The sequence below is a fragment of the Pseudomonas corrugata genome, assembly GCF_050920615.1.
GTDB lineage: Bacteria > Pseudomonadota > Gammaproteobacteria > Pseudomonadales > Pseudomonadaceae > Aquipseudomonas > Aquipseudomonas corrugata.
In genome coordinates this window covers 1,809,166-1,827,749 of sequence record NZ_CP130434.1, presented here as the reverse complement: position 1 = coordinate 1,827,749, position 18,584 = coordinate 1,809,166, and the positions used below count along the sequence as shown (strand labels likewise).

General features: G+C 61.1%; 17 protein-coding genes and 1 pseudogene. 4 read left to right on the top strand and 14 right to left on the bottom strand.

Translation table 11 applies throughout. The features are described from left to right. Positions 1–244: 244 nt before the first annotated feature. Positions 245–1,594 (bottom strand): sensor domain-containing protein, encoded by a 1,350-nt coding sequence (locus QZH45_RS08255; protein ID WP_024780699.1) that lies wholly within the window; start codon positions 1,592–1,594, stop codon positions 245–247. A gap of 155 nt (positions 1,595–1,749) precedes the next feature. Continuing rightward, a complete protein-coding gene (fos, locus tag QZH45_RS08250) occupies positions 1,750–2,166 on the bottom strand; it encodes a fosfomycin resistance glutathione transferase (RefSeq protein ID WP_024780698.1) in 417 nt (138 codons plus the stop codon). 309 nt (positions 2,167–2,475) lie between these two features. Between fos and QZH45_RS08245 the strand changes: the two genes are divergently transcribed. Both QZH45_RS08245 and QZH45_RS08240 read left to right on the top strand, forming a co-directional pair. After that, the gene (locus QZH45_RS08245) at positions 2,476–3,711 is read left to right on the top strand and encodes an aminotransferase class I/II-fold pyridoxal phosphate-dependent enzyme (protein WP_024780697.1); all 1,236 of its coding nucleotides are present in this window, start codon (positions 2,476–2,478) and stop codon (positions 3,709–3,711) included. Positions 3,712–3,723: 12 nt separating this feature from the next. Next, positions 3,724–4,049 (top strand): annotated as a pseudogene (locus QZH45_RS08240) (MFS transporter); the annotation flags it as partial. Between the two features lie 88 nt (positions 4,050–4,137). On the opposite strand, the gene yiaY reads toward QZH45_RS08240, so the two are convergent. After that, the gene (yiaY, locus tag QZH45_RS08235; RefSeq protein ID WP_024780695.1) at positions 4,138–5,286 is read right to left on the bottom strand and encodes an L-threonine dehydrogenase; all 1,149 of its coding nucleotides are present in this window, start codon (positions 5,284–5,286) and stop codon (positions 4,138–4,140) included. A gap of 141 nt (positions 5,287–5,427) precedes the next feature. Here yiaY and QZH45_RS08230 point away from each other — a divergent pair, with 141 nt between their 5' ends. Next, positions 5,428–6,447 (top strand): DUF4917 family protein, encoded by a 1,020-nt coding sequence (locus tag QZH45_RS08230; RefSeq protein ID WP_055136224.1) that lies wholly within the window; start codon positions 5,428–5,430, stop codon positions 6,445–6,447. A 94-nt stretch (positions 6,448–6,541) separates the two neighbouring features. Here QZH45_RS08230 and QZH45_RS08225 read toward each other — a convergent pair whose 3' ends face one another. From QZH45_RS08225 to QZH45_RS08200, 6 genes are all read right to left on the bottom strand, one after another. Continuing rightward, positions 6,542–6,886 (bottom strand): YegP family protein, encoded by a 345-nt coding sequence (locus QZH45_RS08225; RefSeq protein ID WP_024780693.1) that lies wholly within the window; start codon positions 6,884–6,886, stop codon positions 6,542–6,544. Between the two features lie 71 nt (positions 6,887–6,957). Continuing rightward, positions 6,958–7,539: a DJ-1/PfpI family protein gene (locus QZH45_RS08220; RefSeq protein ID WP_053194271.1), complete on the bottom strand. Its 582-nt coding sequence runs from the start codon at positions 7,537–7,539 to the stop codon at positions 6,958–6,960. A gap of 221 nt (positions 7,540–7,760) precedes the next feature. Continuing rightward, a complete protein-coding gene (locus QZH45_RS08215) occupies positions 7,761–8,978 on the bottom strand; it encodes a class I SAM-dependent methyltransferase (RefSeq protein ID WP_024780692.1) in 1,218 nt (405 codons plus the stop codon). Between the two features lie 234 nt (positions 8,979–9,212). Further along, entirely contained in the window at positions 9,213–9,830 is a 618-nt protein-coding gene (locus QZH45_RS08210) for a TPM domain-containing protein (RefSeq protein ID WP_024780691.1), read from the bottom strand. A gap of 28 nt (positions 9,831–9,858) precedes the next feature. Next, on the bottom strand, positions 9,859–10,614 hold the full coding sequence (locus QZH45_RS08205; RefSeq protein WP_024780690.1) for a TPM domain-containing protein: 756 nt from the start codon (positions 10,612–10,614) through the stop codon (positions 9,859–9,861). Positions 10,615–10,737: 123 nt separating this feature from the next. Continuing rightward, a complete protein-coding gene (locus tag QZH45_RS08200) occupies positions 10,738–11,346 on the bottom strand; it encodes a LemA family protein (protein ID WP_024780689.1) in 609 nt (202 codons plus the stop codon). 247 nt (positions 11,347–11,593) lie between these two features. Between QZH45_RS08200 and bglX the strand changes: the two genes are divergently transcribed. Beyond that, positions 11,594–13,885 carry a beta-glucosidase BglX gene (gene bglX, locus QZH45_RS08195; protein WP_024780688.1) on the top strand — a complete coding sequence of 764 codons (2,292 nt, stop codon included), beginning with the start codon at positions 11,594–11,596 and terminating at the stop codon, positions 13,883–13,885. Between the two features lie 132 nt (positions 13,886–14,017). On the opposite strand, the gene QZH45_RS08190 is transcribed toward bglX, so the two are convergent. The 5 genes from QZH45_RS08190 to QZH45_RS08170 all read right to left on the bottom strand — a co-directional run bounded on the left by QZH45_RS08190 (position 14,018) and on the right by QZH45_RS08170 (position 18,576). Beyond that, on the bottom strand, positions 14,018–15,175 hold the full coding sequence (locus QZH45_RS08190) for a phospholipase D-like domain-containing protein (RefSeq protein WP_055135174.1): 1,158 nt from the start codon (positions 15,173–15,175) through the stop codon (positions 14,018–14,020). 1 nt (position 15,176) lies between these two features. Beyond that, positions 15,177–15,767: a YceI family protein gene (locus QZH45_RS08185; protein ID WP_024780686.1), complete on the bottom strand. Its 591-nt coding sequence runs from the start codon at positions 15,765–15,767 to the stop codon at positions 15,177–15,179. 344 nt (positions 15,768–16,111) lie between these two features. Further along, positions 16,112–16,423 (bottom strand): hypothetical protein, encoded by a 312-nt coding sequence (locus tag QZH45_RS08180; protein WP_024780685.1) that lies wholly within the window; start codon positions 16,421–16,423, stop codon positions 16,112–16,114. Continuing rightward, positions 16,420–17,514 (bottom strand): serine hydrolase domain-containing protein, encoded by a 1,095-nt coding sequence (locus QZH45_RS08175; RefSeq protein WP_053194269.1) that lies wholly within the window; start codon positions 17,512–17,514, stop codon positions 16,420–16,422. The genes QZH45_RS08180 and QZH45_RS08175 overlap by 4 nt, the downstream gene beginning before the upstream one ends. A 189-nt stretch (positions 17,515–17,703) precedes the next feature. Then, positions 17,704–18,576, bottom strand: coding sequence for an acyl-CoA dehydrogenase family protein (locus QZH45_RS08170; protein WP_024780683.1), 873 nt, complete (start codon positions 18,574–18,576; stop codon positions 17,704–17,706). Positions 18,577–18,584 lie beyond the last annotated feature (8 nt).

Below are 18,584 nucleotides of genomic sequence, written 5' to 3'. Positions count from 1 at the left end.
ATTTCGGCTTTCAATGGGGGCTTGTCGACGGTCATGATGGTGGTTCTCCCACTTTTGCGACCCGCTTCGGACACCTTGGTTCGATCGTGGGCGAAGTTTGCGGGATGAATGTGGCGTAAATCCGGCATGGTCTGGCCCTCCAGATGCGTGGATGTTGGCGAGCAGGGCCCGCCTGACATTCGAAAGAATCAGGGGCGCAAGGTTTGAATAAACAAGCAGCGCCACGACGAACGGTGACGTGCAATCAGGTGCCAAGGACTCTGTGATTCTGACGCTTGGCGGCGTACATCGCTTCGTCGGCGTGACGGAACAGCGCCACGTCTTCGACACCATGGTCTGGGAAACAGGCCACGCCGATGCTCGGTTCGATGCTCAGCCAGTGTCCATCCAGGCGCAATGGCTGGGTCAGCGCCTGACGGATTTTTTCCTGCACGCCCTGGGCATCTTCCAGAGCCTGGATGCTATGGAGCAACACTACGAACTCATCGCCGCCAATACGCGCGACTGTGTCGGAATCACGTACACAGCCCTGGAGCCGACTGGCCACTGCTTGCAACAACATGTCACCGACGCTGTGACCATAAGTGTCGTTGACCTGTTTAAAGCGGTCCAGGTCGATATACAGCAATGCCATGCGCCCTGACGCTGTGCGGGCACTCGCCAGTGCGGCTTTGAACCGTTCACGCAGCAACTCGCGATTCGCTACCTGGGTCAGTTGGTCGTATTGCGCCATACGCTGCAAGCGAGCGTGCAATTGCTGGCGCTCGATGGCGATGGTGATCTGCGCACAGACGTACTGCAGCAACTCCATGTCCTCCTCGGTGTAGCGCTCATTATCCTGAGCACTCTTGAGGATCAGCGCGCCAATCGTGCCGTTTTGCGAGTTCAGCGGCACACCCAGCCAGCACGGCGCGCCCGGCTGCGCCACGATGTCGAAAAAAACCGGTGGCAGTGGATTGCAATCAGATGCCAGCAAGATCGGCTGACCACTTCGGATCACCTCGGTGCACAAGCGCCCGGTGATTGTCCCCGGCAGTTCGGGTTGCTGCTCCTGATCGTCGACGTGATAGGCAAAATTCAATTGAGCGCATTGTTCATCGTACAGCGCCACCGAGAAGTTCAGCGCCGGCAACCATTCGCCAATAATCAGGTGGATACGCTTGAACAACGCCAGCAGATCCGCCGCGACATGGGCCGCTTCGGAAATGGCATACAGCGCTGCCTGTCGGGACTCGGCCTGTTTGCGTTCGGTAATGTCACGGGCCACGGCAATGCGCAATTGATCAATTTCTGACCAACGCGCAGACCACAGGATATGCGCCACCCGACCGTCCTTGCGCAGGTAGCGATTCTCGAAGTTGAGCTTGGGCTCGCCGTCCATGATCTCCCGCGCCGCCTCGAGGGTACGCTGGCGGTCGCCAGGGTGAACCAGTTCGATCATCGGCCGACCGATCAGCTCCTGGGGGGTATAACCAAAAATGCGTTCGCAGGCGGCACTGACAAATACGAAACACCCCTGGCCGTCGACGGCACACACGGCGTCCAGCAAAAGGTCTATGTAGCTGGCCAGCGGCGCGGAATCTCGAGTATCCATGGAGCTGGAAGCCATCCGGAGAATGCAGCGGTGGACGAATTGGGTGATCGGACGTACACCCACGATAAAACAGAGAATAGCGCAGGCAATCAGGTCACCCGAGAAATTGATTGCAATAGGCCATCTATTTGCTAGTCGGTATGACAGCCGGTCGATCACGGCGTCGTGAAGAACGCCATTGCGGCATAAGGAGCCTTTCGGCAGGCCTCCAGCCGGGACGCGAGGTCCCCCACATGAATTTCAAGCTTATGCCCGTCCGGGTCGAGAAAATAAAACGAATCACCTTCGCTGCGGTTGTCCCGCCATGACGTTACCTGCGCTGCGCTCAGTCGTGCCACCAGCACCGGAAAGTGTTCGGCTGCCAGGCCGAATGCGTAATGGGTGTAGTCCGCCCCGGGTTCGGTTTTACGTTGAGGATCGACAGACAGGCACAACCACAATCCGGGCAGGGACAGATATGCCCCGCCTTCCCACAGTGCCTCGAGACGCAGTTGCAACAACTCGCGATAGAACTCGACGCTTCGATCCAGATCGGTGACCGCCAAGGTCAAGTGATTGAGGCCTGAGAGCATCGACAGGCGACCTCCGTAAAAAGAAGTGGATGTTACGCCCGTTTGCCTATGCCTTGACAGCGGCCCAAGCCAAGGAAAACGCAGCGGATCCGGGAACATCCAGATAAACCCGGCATGCTCCGACTCCCCCGAAGGGATTTCCCGTCCACGTCCATAGGCAAGGTCCTACACGGAAGACTCCGGCAGCCCTCAAATACGCCGGAAACAGCCGATTCAAAGCCCTGTGCGGTGGTCTGTAAAGTCCGGAAACACACAGATATTGAAACAACCCACGGACAGCACCTCTCAACCAAGGAATGTAATTGCACCATGAACCAGATCGCGCAACCTACCCATCGTTTCACCAACTACCGAAAGGTCATATCCCTCGCAGATCAGGACTGGCAGTGCGCCGAAGCCGGAAAAATCTCGGGGCTCAACGTCGAGGTCAAGACACCCAACGTTCTCGTCGACCAGTACGGCCGTACCCTTCATCACTTCTGTACAACGTCCTATCTGGGCCTGGACTATCATCCCGCCGTGCTGGATGGCGCCATGACTGCACTCTGGGACACCGGAACCCTGCGTGTCGCCGACTCGAAGAGTCGCTGCAAATTGGCGATCCTGGCGCAGTACGAAACCCAACTGTCGGAACTGTTCGGCGCCAGCTGCCTGAGTGCCCTGTCCTGCAGCGCGGCCAGCGCCGGAATCCTGCCGCTGCTGGCCAGCGGTGCGCTGACGGGCAATCGTCCCCCTGTCATGGTGTTCGACAAGCGTGCCCACTCTTCGATGAACTACTTCAAGACCGCCTGCGCCGATGAAACCCGGGTCATCACCTGTCCGCACAACGACATGGACTTCATCGAGGACCTGTGCAAACGAGAGCGCAACGTCACCTATGTGACTGACGGTGCCTACAGCATGGGCGGCATGGCGGACCTGGACAGCCTGCTGTTTCTCAAACAGCGGTACGGTCTGTTCCTGTACCTGGATGACTCCCACGCGTTGTCCACCGTCGGGAAATGCGGTGCGGGGCTGGTTCGCCCGCGTCTTCCCGCCGTAGACGAGCGCACCCTGATCGTCGCCTCACTGGCCAAATCGTTCGGTGCCAGTGGCGGGTTGGTCATGTTCGGCAGCGAACGGCATAAGACACTGGTGCAACGTTACGGTGGACCGAGCAACTGGTCCCAGAGTTTGAACGCAGCGGCCATTGGGGCCGGCATGGCCTCAATCCGCCTGCATCGCAGCCGGGAGCTGGTCTCGTTACAGGAACGTTTGCAGGCTAATATCCGCTTCTTCGACAACCTTGTCCGTACCGAACAACACGGCAACCCGATGGCGATACGCCTGGTGCCCTGTGGTGAAGCCGCCCTGGCCAGCCGCCTGGCGGTTGAGCTGGCTGAACTGGGGTACTTCACTTCGGCAGTGTTTTTCCCCGCGGTACCACAAGACAAGGCGGCCATACGCATAACCCTGCGTGCTGACATGGAAACGAGCGTGATCCGGGCTTTTTGCGAACAGATCACCAACCTGCTGCAGGCCCACGGGCGCGATATCCGCCCCTGACTTGAGTCCTCGATGATAAAGCCGTACACCCTGATCGTCACTTGCACTCTGTTTTCCTGGCACAACCGGGAATGAGCGTCTACTTACCCGCACTGCCTGATATTGCCCGGGGTCTTGTGGCCGATGCGTCCCGGGTGTCCTCGGGCCTGTCGGTTTACCTGATCGGCATGGCGCTGCCCATGTTGGCATGGGGCAGCCTGAGCGAACGCCTGGGGCGTAAACCGGTCTTGCTGGCGGCATTATTGGGGCTGTACGGGCTGGGCAACCTGGCCCTGCCGTTTGGTACCTCGGTAGAGGGGTTCCTGGCGTTCAGGTTGATCCAGGGCATCGGTATATCGAGTCAACAGGCCTGGCCGTTGGCGACGTTGTGCACGTTGTTGCGGTGGCGGCCATGGCCTGCGTGAAGGCCATGCCGCCCCGGGGTCTTTAAAACGCGTTGCGGAAAATTTCCTCGATCTGCCGTTGATCCGCCGCCCGCGGGTTGGTCAGGCCGCAAGCGTCCTTCAGAGCGTTGGCGGCCAGCACCGGCACGTCAACGAGGCGCACGCCCAACTCACGCAAGCCGGCCGGAATCTCCACGTCCCGGGCCAGGCTGACGATCGCGGCGATGGCGGCCTGGGCGCCTTCTTCCGGGCTGGATCGGAGCGTATCGACACCCATGGCACGGCCCACATCGGTCAGGCGTGTGGCGCACACCGAGGCATTGAAGCTCTGCACATGGGGCAACAGCACCGCGTTGCACACGCCGTGGGGCAAATCATAGAAACCACCCAACTGGTGGGCCATGGCATGCACGAAACCCAGCGAAGCATTGTTGAATGCCATCCCGGCTAGAAACTGCGCGTAGGCCATGTTCTCCCGTGCCGCCAGATCGTTACCGTCACGCACCGCCAGCCGCAGGTTATTGCTGATCAAGGTGATGGCTTTCAGGGCACAGGCGTCGGTGATCGGGGTGGCGGCCGTGGACACATAAGCCTCGACCGCGTGGGTCAGCGCATCCATGCCCGTCGCAGCCGTCAGCCCCTTGGGCATTGCCACCATCAACGCCGGGTCGTTGACCGACATGAGCGGCGTCACGTTGCGGTCGACAATCGCCATTTTCACATGGCGCGATTCGTCGGTGATGATGCAAAAGCGAGTCATCTCACTGGCGGTACCGGCAGTGGTATTGATGGCAATCAGCGGCAATTGCGGCTTGCCCGACCGGTCGACACCCTCGTAGTCGCGGATCTGCCCGCCATTGGTGGCGCACAGGGCAATGCCCTTTGCGCAATCATGGGGCGAACCGCCGCCCAGCGACACGACGAAGTCGCATCGGCTTTCCTTCAACAATCCCAGGCCATTCTCGACGTTTGCGATGCTCGGGTTGGGCTTGGCACCGTCGAAAATCACCGATTCGATGTCCTGCTGCGCCAGCAGGTCGGCCACCTTGCCCGCAACACCGGCCTTGGCGAGCCCCGTGTCGGTCACGATCAGGGCTTTGCGAAAACCATAGTTGCGAATGGCGGTCATGGCTTCGTCAAGGCAACCCAGCCCCATGACGTTCACGGCGGGAATGAAAAAAGTGCTACTCATGGGGACACGCTCCTGAAAGAGGCCGGATAGGCACGGGCATACAGGATTGACCAGTCAGTCACGCCGTTCCTTGATCTGGCTCAAGAGTCGGTCGTGATAAAGTCGCGCCCTGCCCTTGCCACGTTTTGAGATGACTTTCCAATGACCGACTTCCAGGAATACGACGCCCGGCTTGAAGATTGGGAGACCCTGCGCGCCCATACTCCCTTCAGCGGGTTGCTGGTGGGCAATGGTGCCAGCCGCGCCGTATGGGATGATTTCGGCTACGACTCGCTGTTCGAAAACGCCCGCACCGTCGAGGAAAAACCCCTGACGCCGTCGGAGCTGAGCGTGTTCGACGCGCTGCAGACCCGCAGCTTCGAACAGGTACTCGGTGCACTGAAAACCACCAGCCGCGTCAACAAGGCCCTCGCCGTCAGCTCAGCCGCTCCGCGCAATCGCTACTACGCGATCAAGGAAGCATTGATCAACACCGTGCACGCGGTGCATATCCCATGGCGACTGGTACAGCCGTCGACCCTGACGACGCTGAACCAGGAGTTGAGCCGGTATGCCACGGTGTTCACCACCAACTACGACCTGCTCAACCACTGGGCGATCCAGCATGGGCCACAACCCCTTACCGATCTGTTCACTGGCGCCGACCACAGTTTCGATCTGAGCCAAGTGACCACGGACAAACCGCGCCTGTTGTATCTGCACGGCGGTCTTCACCTGGTGCGCAACCAGGACGGCACGGCGCGTAAGCTCACATCCACCGAAGGCACGCTGCTGGGCAATTTCGCCATCAACAACACCCTCAAGACCCTCGACGACGTACCGTTGTTCGTCAATGAAGGCCCGAGCAAGGACAAGCTCAAGACCATCCGCAGTTCCGACTACCTGTCATTCTGCTACGACCAACTGCTGCACCATGGCGACAACCTGTGTCTGTTCGGCCACGCCCTGGGCGAGCAGGACCAGCACATCATCCGCGCCCTGCACCAGGCGAAACCCCGCCTCATGGCCATTTCGATCTACCCCCGCAGCCAGGCATTCATCCAGCACCAGAAGCGCCACTACGCCAAGCTGTTCCAAGGGTTGGACATCGAGCTGCGGTTCTTCGATGCCAAGAGCCATCCGTTGGGCGATCCGAAGCTGTCGGTACCGGTGGAGGTGTAGGAGCTGCCGAGTGAGACGAGGCTGCGATCCTTCCACAATCAATTGAATCCTGGGTGGAATATCAAAAGCAAAAGCTCGCAGCCTGCGGCAGCTCCTACATTGCCAACAGGGTCTTGTCCTTGATCATCGTGGTCGGCCCGTTCGCCTTGACACTGGCAATACCCTTGTCCCGGGCGGCCTCCGATGAATAGGCTTCGCTGCTGCCAATCACCTCATGGTTGGCGGCCTTGAGATTGAAGTAGGGATGGCCATCCCTGGTGTCCTTGAGCTCATAACGCTCGGCCAGCGGGCAGTTCTTCTGCACCGCGGCGATGCCACCATCGGCACCGCTGCGGCTGGTGTACAACTCGCTGGTCAGGATCGTTTCGGCGTTGGCGGCCTTGAGCACGAACCGAAACTGGCCACTGCTGTTTTTGCTGATTTCGTACCATCCGGACATGATCATTTCCTTGAAAGGTCAAGAGCCTCAAGAGTAAAGACCTGCCCCGCCGGCTCTGCCAGTCGATCCCGCTACAGAGTGATGGCCGTGCCCAACAACGTCAGGAATCCCGCCAGCCAGTTCGGATGAGCAGGCCAGGCCGGTGCGGTCGCCAGGTTGCCCTGGACATGACCTTCGCTCACCGGTATGTCGATAAAGGTCCCGCCCGCCAGGCGTACTTCCGGGGCACAGGCCGGATAAGCGCTGCATTCACGCCCTTCCAGAATGCCCGCCGCCGCCAGCACTTGCGCGCCGTGACACACCGCAGCGATCGGCTTGCCGGCCACGTCGAAATCGCGCACCAGTTGCAAGACTTTTTCATTCAGGCGCAGGTACTCCGGCGCCCGCCCGCCGGGGATCAGCAGCGCGTCATAGTCAGCCACGCCGACACCGAAAAAGTCATGATTAAGGGTAAACAGGTGGCCCGGTTTCTCGCTGTAGGTCTGGTCGCCTTCGAAGTCGTGGATAGCCGTGCGCACGGTCTGCCCGGCGGTCTTGTCAGGGCACACCGCGTGCACGGTATGGCCGACCATCTGCAGGGCCTGGAACGGCACCATCACTTCATAGTCTTCGACATAATCGCCGACCAGCATCAGGATTTTCTTAGCGGCCATGGGTTGGACTCCTTTGGAATGCGTGAGGGGTGAACGCATTAAAGGTAGTCCGGTGGGGGAGGCTTTACCCGTCATCTGACGGGCTGCACGACGATGGAGGTCGAATGTTGCTCTGTGGGAGCAAAGCTTGCTTGCGATTCAGCGCCTAGGTTCAGCAAAACAATTGAGTCGTCGTTCATCGCGAGCAAGCTATGCTCCCACGGCGTTGCATCTGTCCCGCTTCAGGCGAGATAACCGTCCGCCCGCAGCAGCGTTTCGAGGCAGTGCTCGCTGATGTGGTAGAACGCCTTCAGTTCCTTGATCTTCGCCAGCAGTTCGGCCGGATCGACCGGCGTGGCGCGTTTGACCGCCAGGATCATCTTGTTCTTGTTGGTGTGTTCCAGGGAAATGAACTCGAACACCTTGGTTTCGTAGCCACAGGCTTCCAGGAACAGCGCCCGCAGGCTGTCGGTGACCATTTCCGCCTGTTGGCCAAGGTGCAGGCCATATTGCAACATCGGCTTGAGCAGCGCCGGGCTCTGGATCTGCAAGCGGATCTGCTTGTGGCAGCACGGCGAGCACATGATGATCGAAGCGCCCGAGCGAATGCCCATGTGGATCGCATAGTCGGTGGCGATGTCGCAGGCATGCAAGGCGATCATCACGTCCACCGCGCCCGGCGCCACGCTGCGCACATCGCCGTGCTGGAAGCTCAGGCCCGGGTGTTCCAGGCGCGCGGCGGCTTCGTTGCACAGCCGGACCATGTCCTCGCGCAACTCGACGCCGGTCACCACGCCTTCGGCCTGCAGGGTGTTGCGCAGGTAGTCATGAATGGCGAAGGTCAGGTAGCCCTTGCCCGAACCGAAGTCCGACACCCGCACCGGTTTGTCCAGGGCAAGAGGCGAGGAAGTCAACGCATGGCTGAAGACCTCAATGAACTTGTTGATCTGCTTCCACTTGCGCGACATGGCCGGGATCAGCTCGTGCTTGTGGTTGGTCACGCCCAGGTCGGCCAGGAACGGTCGGCTCAGGTCGAGGAAGCGGTTTTTCTCACGGTTGTGTTCCACCGAGGGTACTTCGCGCAATTGCTGGGGCTTGCTCCTGAACAGTGAAGACTTGCCTTTTTTACTGTATTCCAGCTGCGCCTCGTCGGTGACCGCCAGCAAATGTGCGTTCTTGAAAGACGTCGGCAACAACGCAGCGATGGCCGCCACGCCCTCGGCCAGAGGGAAATTCTTGGTGATGTCGCGGGTTTTGTAACGATAGACGAAGGACAGGCAAGGCTGCTCCTTGACCGTCAGCTGCTTGATGATCAGTCGTTGGAGGTCCGCTTCGTCGCCGACATGCCTGGCCAGCACCAGTTTGATGAACGCGTTCTGTTCGAGGCTGGCCTGCAGCAATTCAATGAACTGGGCGTGATGATCCGGCGCGGGACGGGCGGGAGTTGCAGTGACGGACATGAAAAAGCGGCCTCGGGACGGACGGATCGGGAGTGGTGGGTATTTTAAGAGGAATGAAGTGTCAGGGCACGGGGAATTCTTGTAGCGAGGGGATTTATCTGTGGGAGCAAGGCTTGCCCGCGATGAAGTTATCGCCGCAGCCTACCCTGGGACCGAGGCGCCTTCATCGCGGGCAAGCCTTGCTCCCACAGGTTCCCCACAGTTTCCTCCCCCAATGTGTTCCGCCGGCAGGTTCTAGCCCAGCACCACCAACCGGTTCGGCAGCTCATTGCGCTCATGAGTCACCGGGACATGCGTCTTGAGCAATTCGCCGCAGGCTTCGATGCAGGTCACGAAGCCTTGCAACGTCTGCCCCTGGCGGACCTGCTCGGTGAAGGCCGCGACAATGGCATCCCAGTTCCGGTTGTCGAGGCGTTTGGAAATACCCTCGTCCACCAGGATCTCCACGTAACGCTCGGCCTCGCTGACAAAGATCAGCATTCCGGTACTGCCCACGGTGTGGTGCAGGTTCTGTTCGAGAAACTGTCGGCGAGCCAGGTTGGAAGCCCGCCAGTGGCGCACCGAGCGAGGGATCAGGTGGGTGGTGACCTTCGGAATGCGAAACACCAGGCACAGCACGATGAAACTGATCCATTGCACCAGCAGCAGGCTGTGCATGGTCAACCAGCCCGACAGGTAATACAGCACCCCCGGCACCACCAGGGCCAGCAGGCTGGCCCATAGCAACGGGATGTAAGCATAGTCGTCGGCACGTGCCGCGAGCACCGTGACCAGTTCGGCGTCAGTGTCCCGCTCGACCCGGGCGATGGCTTCGGCCACCTTGCGTTGTTCGTGTTCAGTCAGTAATGCCATGGTTAAAAGTGCCTGCTCATTATTATTGTCACCAGCCGCCCGACGAACCGCCGCCCCCGAAACTGCCACCGCCACCGCTGAAACCGCCCCCCCCGCCACCGCCGAAACCGCCGCCGCCAAAGCCGCCTCCGCTCGAGCCGCTGGAGCCGCCCCGTCCGGCAGGCAGGATCCCCAGCACCTGGCCGACCATGATCGTGACGATGAACAGCATCACCAGCATCACGAACGTCCACGGATGACGCGAGACGAAGTCACCCTCCTCCTGCTCGCCTGAAGCGTATGCAGCGGCCGGCGCTTCCAGTGGGCTGCCCCCCAGCACCACCAGCATCGCCGCCACGCCGTCACTGATACCTTTGTTGAAGTTGCCGGTCTTGAAGGCCGGAGTGATGATCTGGTTGATAATCACCGAACTCTGGGCATCGGTCAGGCGATCTTCCAGGCCGTAGCCCACTTCGATCCGCAGTTTCCGGTCGTCCCGGGCCACGATCAACAGTGCGCCGTTATTCTTGTCCTTCTGCCCGATGCCCCAGTGGCGCCCCAACTGATAGCCGAAGTCTTCGATGCTGGAACCTTGCAGGTCCGGCAGCGTGACAACGACCACCTGCTCGCCGGTCGCCTGCTCGTGGGCCTTGAGCTGCGCGTCCAGCTGATCGCGCACCGTTGGCTGGAGCAGTTGGGCGGTGTCCACCACCCGCCCGGTCAGCGCCGGAAACTTCAACTCGGCCTGGGCCGTGACTGCAAACACCCAGAGCAACAGCACCAGGCCAAATTTCAACACACGCATTGGAACCTCTGTGGGAGCGGGCTTGCTCGCGAAAGCGGTGGGTCAGCGGGCAACATTATTGGATGTGCTGCCGCCTTCGCGAGCAAGCCCGCTCCCACAACGCTTCAGGCTGCCGGGTATCGATCAGAATTTCACCTGCGGCGCTTTTTCGGCGTCGGGACTAGTGGCCTCGAAGGTTTCGCGGATCGGCAGGTCGCTGTACATCACGCTGTGCCACAACCGCCCCGGAAAGGTCCGGATCTCGGTATTGTACTTCTGCACCGCCAGAATGAAGTCGCGGCGGGCCACGGCGATACGGTTCTCGGTGCCTTCGAGCTGCGATTGCAGCGCCAGGAAGTTCTGGTTGGCCTTGAGGTCCGGATAGCGCTCGGACACCACCATCAAGCGGCTCAGCGCACCGGTCAACTGATCCTGGGCCTGTTGGAACTGCTTGAGTTTCTCAGGGTTGTCCAGAGTGCTGGCATCGACCTGGATCGAGGTGGCCTTGGCCCGCGCCTCGATGACGGCGGTCAGGGTTTCCTGCTCATGCTCGGCATAGCCCTTGACGGTTTCCACCAGGTTCGGGATCAGATCGGCGCGGCGCTGGTACTGGTTCTGTACCTGACCCCAGGCAGCCTTGGCTTGTTCGTCGAGGGTCGGAATAGTGTTGATTCCGCAGCCGGCCAGCAGCGAGGTGAACAGCATCAGGGCCAGCATTTGCAAGCCGCTTCGGTGGTTCATTCGTAGATTCATCAGGTGAAGCTCTCCCTTGCCTTTACATTGGAAAACACGACCACCTATCCCCAGTGTCTGGGGCATAATCTGCCGCCACACTGGATTGAAACGGATCGATGGGCTAAAAGATGCGCGGTGCGAAACTAAGTTCAGCCCCATGGGTTCGAAAGTGTGCTGCATTTGACCGAACAACAATAGCCACTCCTCACATTTTGGCTGACGGCGTGTCCTGATTACCGCCTTTGGGCCTGCGAGAAAACTATTCATGAAGAAGCTGTGTTTGCTGGGCCTGTTTGTCAGTCTGGCCAGTCAATCCGTATTAGCCGACAACCTGCCAGCCCCCATAGAGAACAAGGACGCTTTCATCAGCAACCTGATGAAACAAATGACCCTCGAGGAAAAGATCGGCCAGTTACGCCTGATCAGCATCGGCCCGGAAATGCCCCGGGAGATGATCCGCAAGGAAATCGCCGCCGGCAACATCGGCGGCACGTTCAACTCCATCACCCGCGCCGAAAACCGCCCGATGCAGGACGCGGCCATGCGCAGCCGGTTGAAGATCCCGATGTTCTTCGCCTATGACGTGATCCACGGTCACCGCACCATTTTCCCTATTCCCCTGGCCCTGGCTTCGAGCTGGGACATGGACGCCATCTACCACTCCGGCCGCATCGCCGCCAAGGAAGCCGCGGCCGACAGCCTGGACATCACCTTCGCGCCGATGGTCGATATTTCCCGTGACCCACGCTGGGGCCGGACCTCCGAGGGCTTTGGTGAGGACACCTACCTGGTGTCGCGCATTGCCGGGGTGATGGTCAAGGCGTTCCAGGGCAGCGGCGCCAACGCGGCCGACAGCATCATGGCCAGCGTCAAGCACTTTGCCTTGTACGGTGCCGTCGAAGGCGGCCGGGACTACAACACCGTGGACATGAGCCCGGTGAAAATGTACCAGGACTATCTGCCTCCTTACCGCGCCGCCATCGATGCCGGTGCCGGCGGAGTGATGGTCGCGTTGAACTCCATCAACGGCGTGCCGGCCACGGCCAACACCTGGCTGATGAACGATCTGCTGCGCAAGGAATGGGGCTTCAAGGGCCTGGCCGTCAGTGATCATGGCGCCATCTTCGAACTGATCAAGCACGGCGTCGCCCGGGACGGCCGCGAAGCGGCAAAACTGGCGATCAAGGCCGGCATCGACATGAGCATGAACGACTCGCTGTATGGCAAGGAATTGCCTGGACTGCTCAAATCCGGCGAGATCGAGCAGAGCGACATCGACAACGCCGTGCGTGAAGTGCTCGTCGCCAAGTACGACATGGGGCTGTTCAAAGACCCGTACCTGCGCATCGGCAAGGCCGAGGATGACCCGGCCGACACCTACGCCGAAAGCCGACTGCACCGCAGCGATGCCCGCGACGTGGCACGCCGCAGCATGGTCCTGCTGGAAAACCGCAACCAGACCCTGCCCCTGAAGAAGAACGCAAAAATCGCCCTGGTCGGCCCGCTGGCCAAGGCACCGATCGACATGATGGGCAGTTGGGCCGCCGCCGGTCGCCCTGCGCAGTCGGTCACCCTGTTCGATGGCATGAGCCGTGCCCTTGGCGGTGACGCCAAGTTCATCTACGCCCGTGGCGCCAACATCACCAGCGACAAGAAGGTGCTCGACTACCTGAACTTCCTCAATTTCGACGCACCGGAAGTGGTGAACGATCCGCGCCCGGCGCAGGTGCTGATCGACGAAGCGGTAGAAGCCGCCAAGCAAGCCGATGTGGTAGTGGCCGCCGTGGGTGAGTCCCGGGGCATGTCCCACGAGTCGTCGAGTCGCACCGACCTGAACATCCCCGCCAGCCAGCGCGAATTGATCAAGGCCCTGAAGGCCACCGGCAAGCCGCTGGTGCTGGTACTGATGAACGGCCGTCCGCTTTCGTTGCGGGAAGAAAAGCAGCAGGCCGATGCGATCCTGGAAACCTGGTTCAGCGGCACCGAAGGCGGCAACGCCATCGCCGACGTGCTGTTCGGCGACTACAACCCGTCGGGCAAACTGCCAATCACTTTCCCACGCTCGGTGGGTCAGATTCCGACCTACTACAACCACCTGAGCATTGGCCGTCCGTTCACCCCGGGCAAGCCAGGCAACTACACCTCGCAGTACTTCGATGACACCACCGGCCCGCTGTACCCGTTCGGCTACGGCCTGAGCTACACCGAGTTCAGCCTGTCAGACATGGCCCTGTCCTCCACCACGCTGAACAAGACCGGCAAGCTCGACGCCAGCGTGACCGTGGAGAACACCGGCAAGCGTGACGGCGAAACCGTGGTGCAGCTGTACATCCAGGACGTGACCGGCTCGATCATCCGCCCGGTGAAGGAACTGAAGAACTTCCAGAAGGTGATGCTCAAGGCGGGCGAGAAGAAGGTCATTCACTTCACCATCAGCGAAGACGACCTGAAGTTCTACAACGCCCAGCTCAAGTATGCGGCTGAACCAGGCAAATTCAACGTGCAGATCGGCCTGGACTCCCAGGATGTGAAGCAGCAGAGTTTTGAGTTGCTCTGACTCCAGAGCGACATGACTCCCCTGTGGGAGCGAGCCTGCTCGCGATAGCGGTATGTCAGCCAACTGAGTGGTTGACTGATTCACCGCTATCGCGAGCAGGCTCGCTCCCACAGTTGTTTATGGGTGTCTGGATCAGCCCCGCCGATCCAGCAGATTCACCACCAACCGGTCCACCAACCCCCACAACCGCTGCTTGAGGCGCTTCCACAACGGTCGGCGCTGCCAGGCGTCGAGACTGACTTGCAGGCTTTGGGTGAAGTCCTGCTCGAAGCTTGCCGCTACTGCACGGCTGAGCCGGGAATCCAGGGCTTCGAGGTTCGCCTCCAGGTTGAAGCGCAGGTTCCAGTGATCGAAATTGCAGGAACCGATGCTGACCCAGTCGTCCACCAGCACCATCTTCAAGTGCAGGAAACACGGCTGGTACTCGAAGATCTTCACGCCGGCCTTGAGCAGGCGCGGGTAGTACCGGTGCCCGGCGTAGCGTACGGACGGATGGTCGGTGCGCGGGCCGGTGAGTAACAGCCGTACGTCTATGCCCCGGGCTGCGGCCTTGCGCAAGGATCGGCGCACGTTCCAGGTCGGCAGGAAGTACGGCGTCGCCATCCAGATGCGTTTCTGGCCGCTGTTCAAGGCCCGGAACAATGATTGCAGGATATCGCGGTGCTGACGGGCATCCGCATACGCCACCCGGCCCATGCCCTCGCCCGCCGGTGGAACCCTGGGCAGACGCGGCAGGCCGAAATTGGAAGCGGGCTTCCAGGCCTGGCGATGGCGGTTGGCGAGCCACTGGCGATCGAACAACATCTGCCAGTCCAGCACCAGCGGGCCGACGATTTCCACCATCACTTCATGCCACTCGCTGCGGTCGTCGACAGGGTTCCAGAACTCGTCGGTCACCCCGGTACCGCCGACCACCGCCAGACGCTGGTCCACCAACAACAGTTTGCGGTGGTCGCGGTAGAAGTTAAGCACCCAGCGGCGCCAGCTCAGGCGGTTGTAGAAACGCAGTTCCACACCGGCCTCGATCAGACGATTACGCAGGCCAAGAGTAAACGCCAGACTGCCGTAGTCATCGAACAGGCAACGCACCCGGACACCGCGCTCAGCGGCCTGGACAAGGGCCTGGACCATCGCTTCGGCGCAGGCGCCCGCCTCCACCAGGTACAGCTCCAGTTCGACTTGCTCCTGGGCACGGGCGATTTCCACGAGCATGCGTGGAAAGAACTGCGGGCCGTCAATCAACAGCTCGAACCGATTGCCTTCACGCCATGGAAAGACCGGGCCACTCATGTCAGCGCGCCGTGAAGATCAGCACCGCATTCACCGGTACCGACAGGCTGATGGCCGACAGCCCGGCCATTTTTCTCAACGTCTCCAGCCCCGGCGCCAGGTCGAAGTCCGCCGCGTCGAGCACCACCGGCTCCAGGGTCACCACCTGGAAGCGGCGCTCATCCAGCCGCGTCGCCAGGAGTTCGACGTTGTACTCATGTTGTTTGCCATGCAAGTCCACAGTCAGCGGCAGGCGCAGCTCCAGCTGTGCGCCGTTGGCCAGGTCCTGAATCGGCAACAGGTCGATCTGTGCAGTGATGGTGGCTTCGGCAAACTGCTTGATGTCGAACAGTTCGGCGCGCATGCGCTCATCTCGCAGGGGGATGCCGCTATTGATCGACTCCAGCTCCACTTCCAGCCGCGCCAACCCCTTGGGCTGGACCTGACCATGCAACACCAGGAAGCGCTGGACCTCGGAAACATTGCCGTTCTTGCTGCTGATAAACGACAACCTTGACGACTCACCGTCCAGGTACCAGTCGGCCCGGGCAGGCAGCACAGCGCCGGCCAGCAGCAAAGTCGCGACAGCGAGGGAAAGAAACCGCTTGAACATACACACTCGGAGGACAGATAAACCTGTGGCGAACCTTAACCGGGCCGAGGACGCTTGCAAACTGTCTGTTTAACCAATCGCCCGGCCAGCAGACTCCTTGTGGCTAGGGGATTTATCTGTGGCAGAGGACTCATCTGTGGCGAGGGGATTTATCCCCGCTGGGTTGCGAAGCAACCCCCCTTGCGTCCAGCCTGATTCATCGCAGTGGCTGATAGATCCTGGGGTCGCTTCGCAACCCAGCGGGGATAAATCCCCTCGCCACAGAAAAATATCCCCTAGCCACAGATGAGTCCCCTAGCCGCAGATCCATCCGCTTGCCATATTGGGTTCGCGTTGCACCAAGTTCATGGTTCCAACCGACACCCCTGCCGCTCCCCCAACCACCGCGCGCTGTGGCTGCGCCCCAACCCGGCGACCGTCACGCGCTTCGTTTCAGGAGTTTCGAGAAAATCGCTGATGGGTACCGATTGCTTCACGTAGCCCCGGCAGTACTCCGCCGGTTGCCCCATCACGTAGCGGCACGAACAATACTCTTTGGCGGTGTAGGCGCTGATGATGTCGGGGAATGCACGCAGCGCCACCCGATCGATCCAGATCCAACTGAGCAGCGCGATAAGCAACGCCACCATCAAGGTCAGCAACGGCCTGCGTCTCATGGTTGCACCGCCGCGGCGAACGCCGCCATGACGCGCTTGAGCAATTCGTTATGGCGATAGCTGCCGTCGCGGTCGTCGCCGTAACGCACGATGACCAGCCGGGCGCTGGGGATGACATACAGCGCCTGCCCCCAATGTCCAAGCGCGGCGTAGGTGTCTGCCGGCGCATCGGGCCAGGGACGGAGGGTGGGGTCGACGGCGCGGTTGAGCCACCAGTGTCCGCCGGGCACGGCCTCGTCCTGGCCGGCCTGGAACCGGGCGAAGGGTTCGCGATTGAACGCCACCCAATCCCTGGGTATCAGTTGCCGCTCGCCCCAACGGCCATCGCGCTGCATCAGCAAGCCGACACGGGCCAGGTCGCGCGCTGTGAGGTAGGCGTAGGACGAACCGACAAAGGTGCCGCTGGCATCGGTTTCCCAGACAGCATGGCGGATGCCCAGCGGTTCGAACAGCGCCGTCCAGGGGTAGTCGGGGTATCGCGCCGGGCCGACGATATTTTTCAATGCCGCCGCCAACAGGTTGCTGTCGCCGCTGGAATAACGGAACGACTCCCCCGGTGGACGGTAGCGCTCGTGCTGCGCAGTGAACGCCGCCATGTCGCGGCGTCCCCGGGTGTAGAGCATTGCCACCACCGAGGAATGGAGCGGTGCGTATTCGTAGTCTTCCTGCCAGTCCAGGCCCGAGGCCCAATGGAAAAGATCGGCCAGGGTCAGGTCCGGCGAGTGGCTCAACGCGGGGTAATACCTGGCTACCGGATCCTGCAGGGCAAACCGCTGTTCACCGTAGGCCACGCCAAACACCGTCGCCATCAGGCTCTTGCTGATGGACCAGGTCAGGTGCGGGGTGTCTGCGGTGGTGAAACCGGCGTAGCGTTCATAGACCAGGCGCCCGTCCTGGACCACCAGCAGCGCGTCAGTGCGAATGCCTTGGCGGGTGGCATCGTCGCGCAGCGCAAAAGCGTATTGCTCAAAGGCTTCGATGGCCGATCCGACGGGCGTCGGACCGGTTGGCCATTGCTCGTCGGGCCAGTCTTCGGCGTGGACGCTCAGGTTGAACAGCAGGATGGGAATCAGGTACCAGCCTTTGCACATGCTGTGGGGCTCGGAGGATTGAACCTGTCGAGCTTAGTCTAGGTTGATGACAGTTTTGCTGACCGCGTCGTCCCCTGTGGGAGCGAGCCTGCTCGCGATAGCACCGGACCGGTGACATTGACGTGACTGACACTCCGCTATCGCGAGCAGGCTCGCTCCCACAGGGGCTAGCTATCACTCGAAAAAAGACTATCCCAACGCCTTGGCCAGCCGCTTCGCCCGAGCTCCAGCCGCCATGTCCATCACCGCTTTGTCCCGCACCCACATCTCGCGCCACGACGCCGGCCCGGAGGCCAGCGCTTCATTCAACTCGCCATCAAGGCCCTGGAACTGCGCGAAAAGCCCGCCCAACAACACATGCCCTACGCTGCTGGACGGGTTATGGCGGCTCACTTCTGCGCACCCCGCCAACAACGCCAACAGGCGCAACTGCAAGGATTGCGGCCAGTCGCACTCCTGCCCTACGCCATACAGCCAGGCGGTCATGGCGCTGAGCACATAAATGTCTTCCAGGGTACGAAACGGTTTGACGTAGGCGTCCCAGCCATCCCCCGCCAGCAACTCGCACGGCGCGCCATCGAGCAACACGCGGCCGTGGCTGATGTCGGGCATCAACGGGATCGCCGGCAGCTTCTCCAGGGTTACGCCCGGCTCACCGGCATAGACCACCGCCAGGCTCAGTCGCGGCGTTTCACCGGGTCCTTCACTGCGAGCGGCGATGAGCAGCCATTCGGCCGCGTCGCCGGCGGTGACGAAATCCTTGCGCCCATTCAGGCGCAAATCGCTGAGGCGGGTTTGCAGGTCCGCCGGGCGCAGACTGCGTTGCTCGGTGGCGCACAGGGCGCCAAGACTCCGGGGCGCGCTCGGCCAGAGCACGCGCAACGCCGCCTGATAACCCACCAGGAACGCCAGCCCCGGTGTCGCCATCAACCGTGCACCCGCCACGGCCAACTCGAACGGCGTCACCGGCCCCAAGCGTTGCAGCAAAGTTGCGTAGCCCTCGGCCAGGTCCGGCTGGGCGGGCAGTCGTTCAGCATGTTCAATCAGGGTTTGCCAGGGCATGGGAGCTC

Coding starts and splice junctions, on each gene's coding strand:
- QZH45_RS08255 (WP_024780699.1), bottom strand. CDS start 1,594: ATGGATACTCGAGATTCCGCGCCGCTGGCCAGCTACATAGACCTTTTG.
- fos (WP_024780698.1), bottom strand. CDS start 2,166: ATGCTCTCAGGCCTCAATCACTTGACCTTGGCGGTCACCGATCTGGAT.
- QZH45_RS08245 (WP_024780697.1), top strand. CDS start 2,476: ATGAACCAGATCGCGCAACCTACCCATCGTTTCACCAACTACCGAAAG.
- yiaY (WP_024780695.1), bottom strand. CDS start 5,286: ATGAGTAGCACTTTTTTCATTCCCGCCGTGAACGTCATGGGGCTGGGT.
- QZH45_RS08230 (WP_055136224.1), top strand. CDS start 5,428: ATGACCGACTTCCAGGAATACGACGCCCGGCTTGAAGATTGGGAGACC.
- QZH45_RS08225 (WP_024780693.1), bottom strand. CDS start 6,886: ATGTCCGGATGGTACGAAATCAGCAAAAACAGCAGTGGCCAGTTTCGG.
- QZH45_RS08220 (WP_053194271.1), bottom strand. CDS start 7,539: ATGGCCGCTAAGAAAATCCTGATGCTGGTCGGCGATTATGTCGAAGAC.
- QZH45_RS08215 (WP_024780692.1), bottom strand. CDS start 8,978: ATGTCCGTCACTGCAACTCCCGCCCGTCCCGCGCCGGATCATCACGCC.
- QZH45_RS08210 (WP_024780691.1), bottom strand. CDS start 9,830: ATGGCATTACTGACTGAACACGAACAACGCAAGGTGGCCGAAGCCATC.
- QZH45_RS08205 (WP_024780690.1), bottom strand. CDS start 10,614: ATGCGTGTGTTGAAATTTGGCCTGGTGCTGTTGCTCTGGGTGTTTGCA.
- QZH45_RS08200 (WP_024780689.1), bottom strand. CDS start 11,346: ATGAATCTACGAATGAACCACCGAAGCGGCTTGCAAATGCTGGCCCTG.
- bglX (WP_024780688.1), top strand. CDS start 11,594: ATGAAGAAGCTGTGTTTGCTGGGCCTGTTTGTCAGTCTGGCCAGTCAA.
- QZH45_RS08190 (WP_055135174.1), bottom strand. CDS start 15,175: ATGAGTGGCCCGGTCTTTCCATGGCGTGAAGGCAATCGGTTCGAGCTG.
- QZH45_RS08185 (WP_024780686.1), bottom strand. CDS start 15,767: ATGTTCAAGCGGTTTCTTTCCCTCGCTGTCGCGACTTTGCTGCTGGCC.
- QZH45_RS08180 (WP_024780685.1), bottom strand. CDS start 16,423: ATGAGACGCAGGCCGTTGCTGACCTTGATGGTGGCGTTGCTTATCGCG.
- QZH45_RS08175 (WP_053194269.1), bottom strand. CDS start 17,514: ATGTGCAAAGGCTGGTACCTGATTCCCATCCTGCTGTTCAACCTGAGC.
- QZH45_RS08170 (WP_024780683.1), bottom strand. CDS start 18,576: ATGCCCTGGCAAACCCTGATTGAACATGCTGAACGACTGCCCGCCCAG.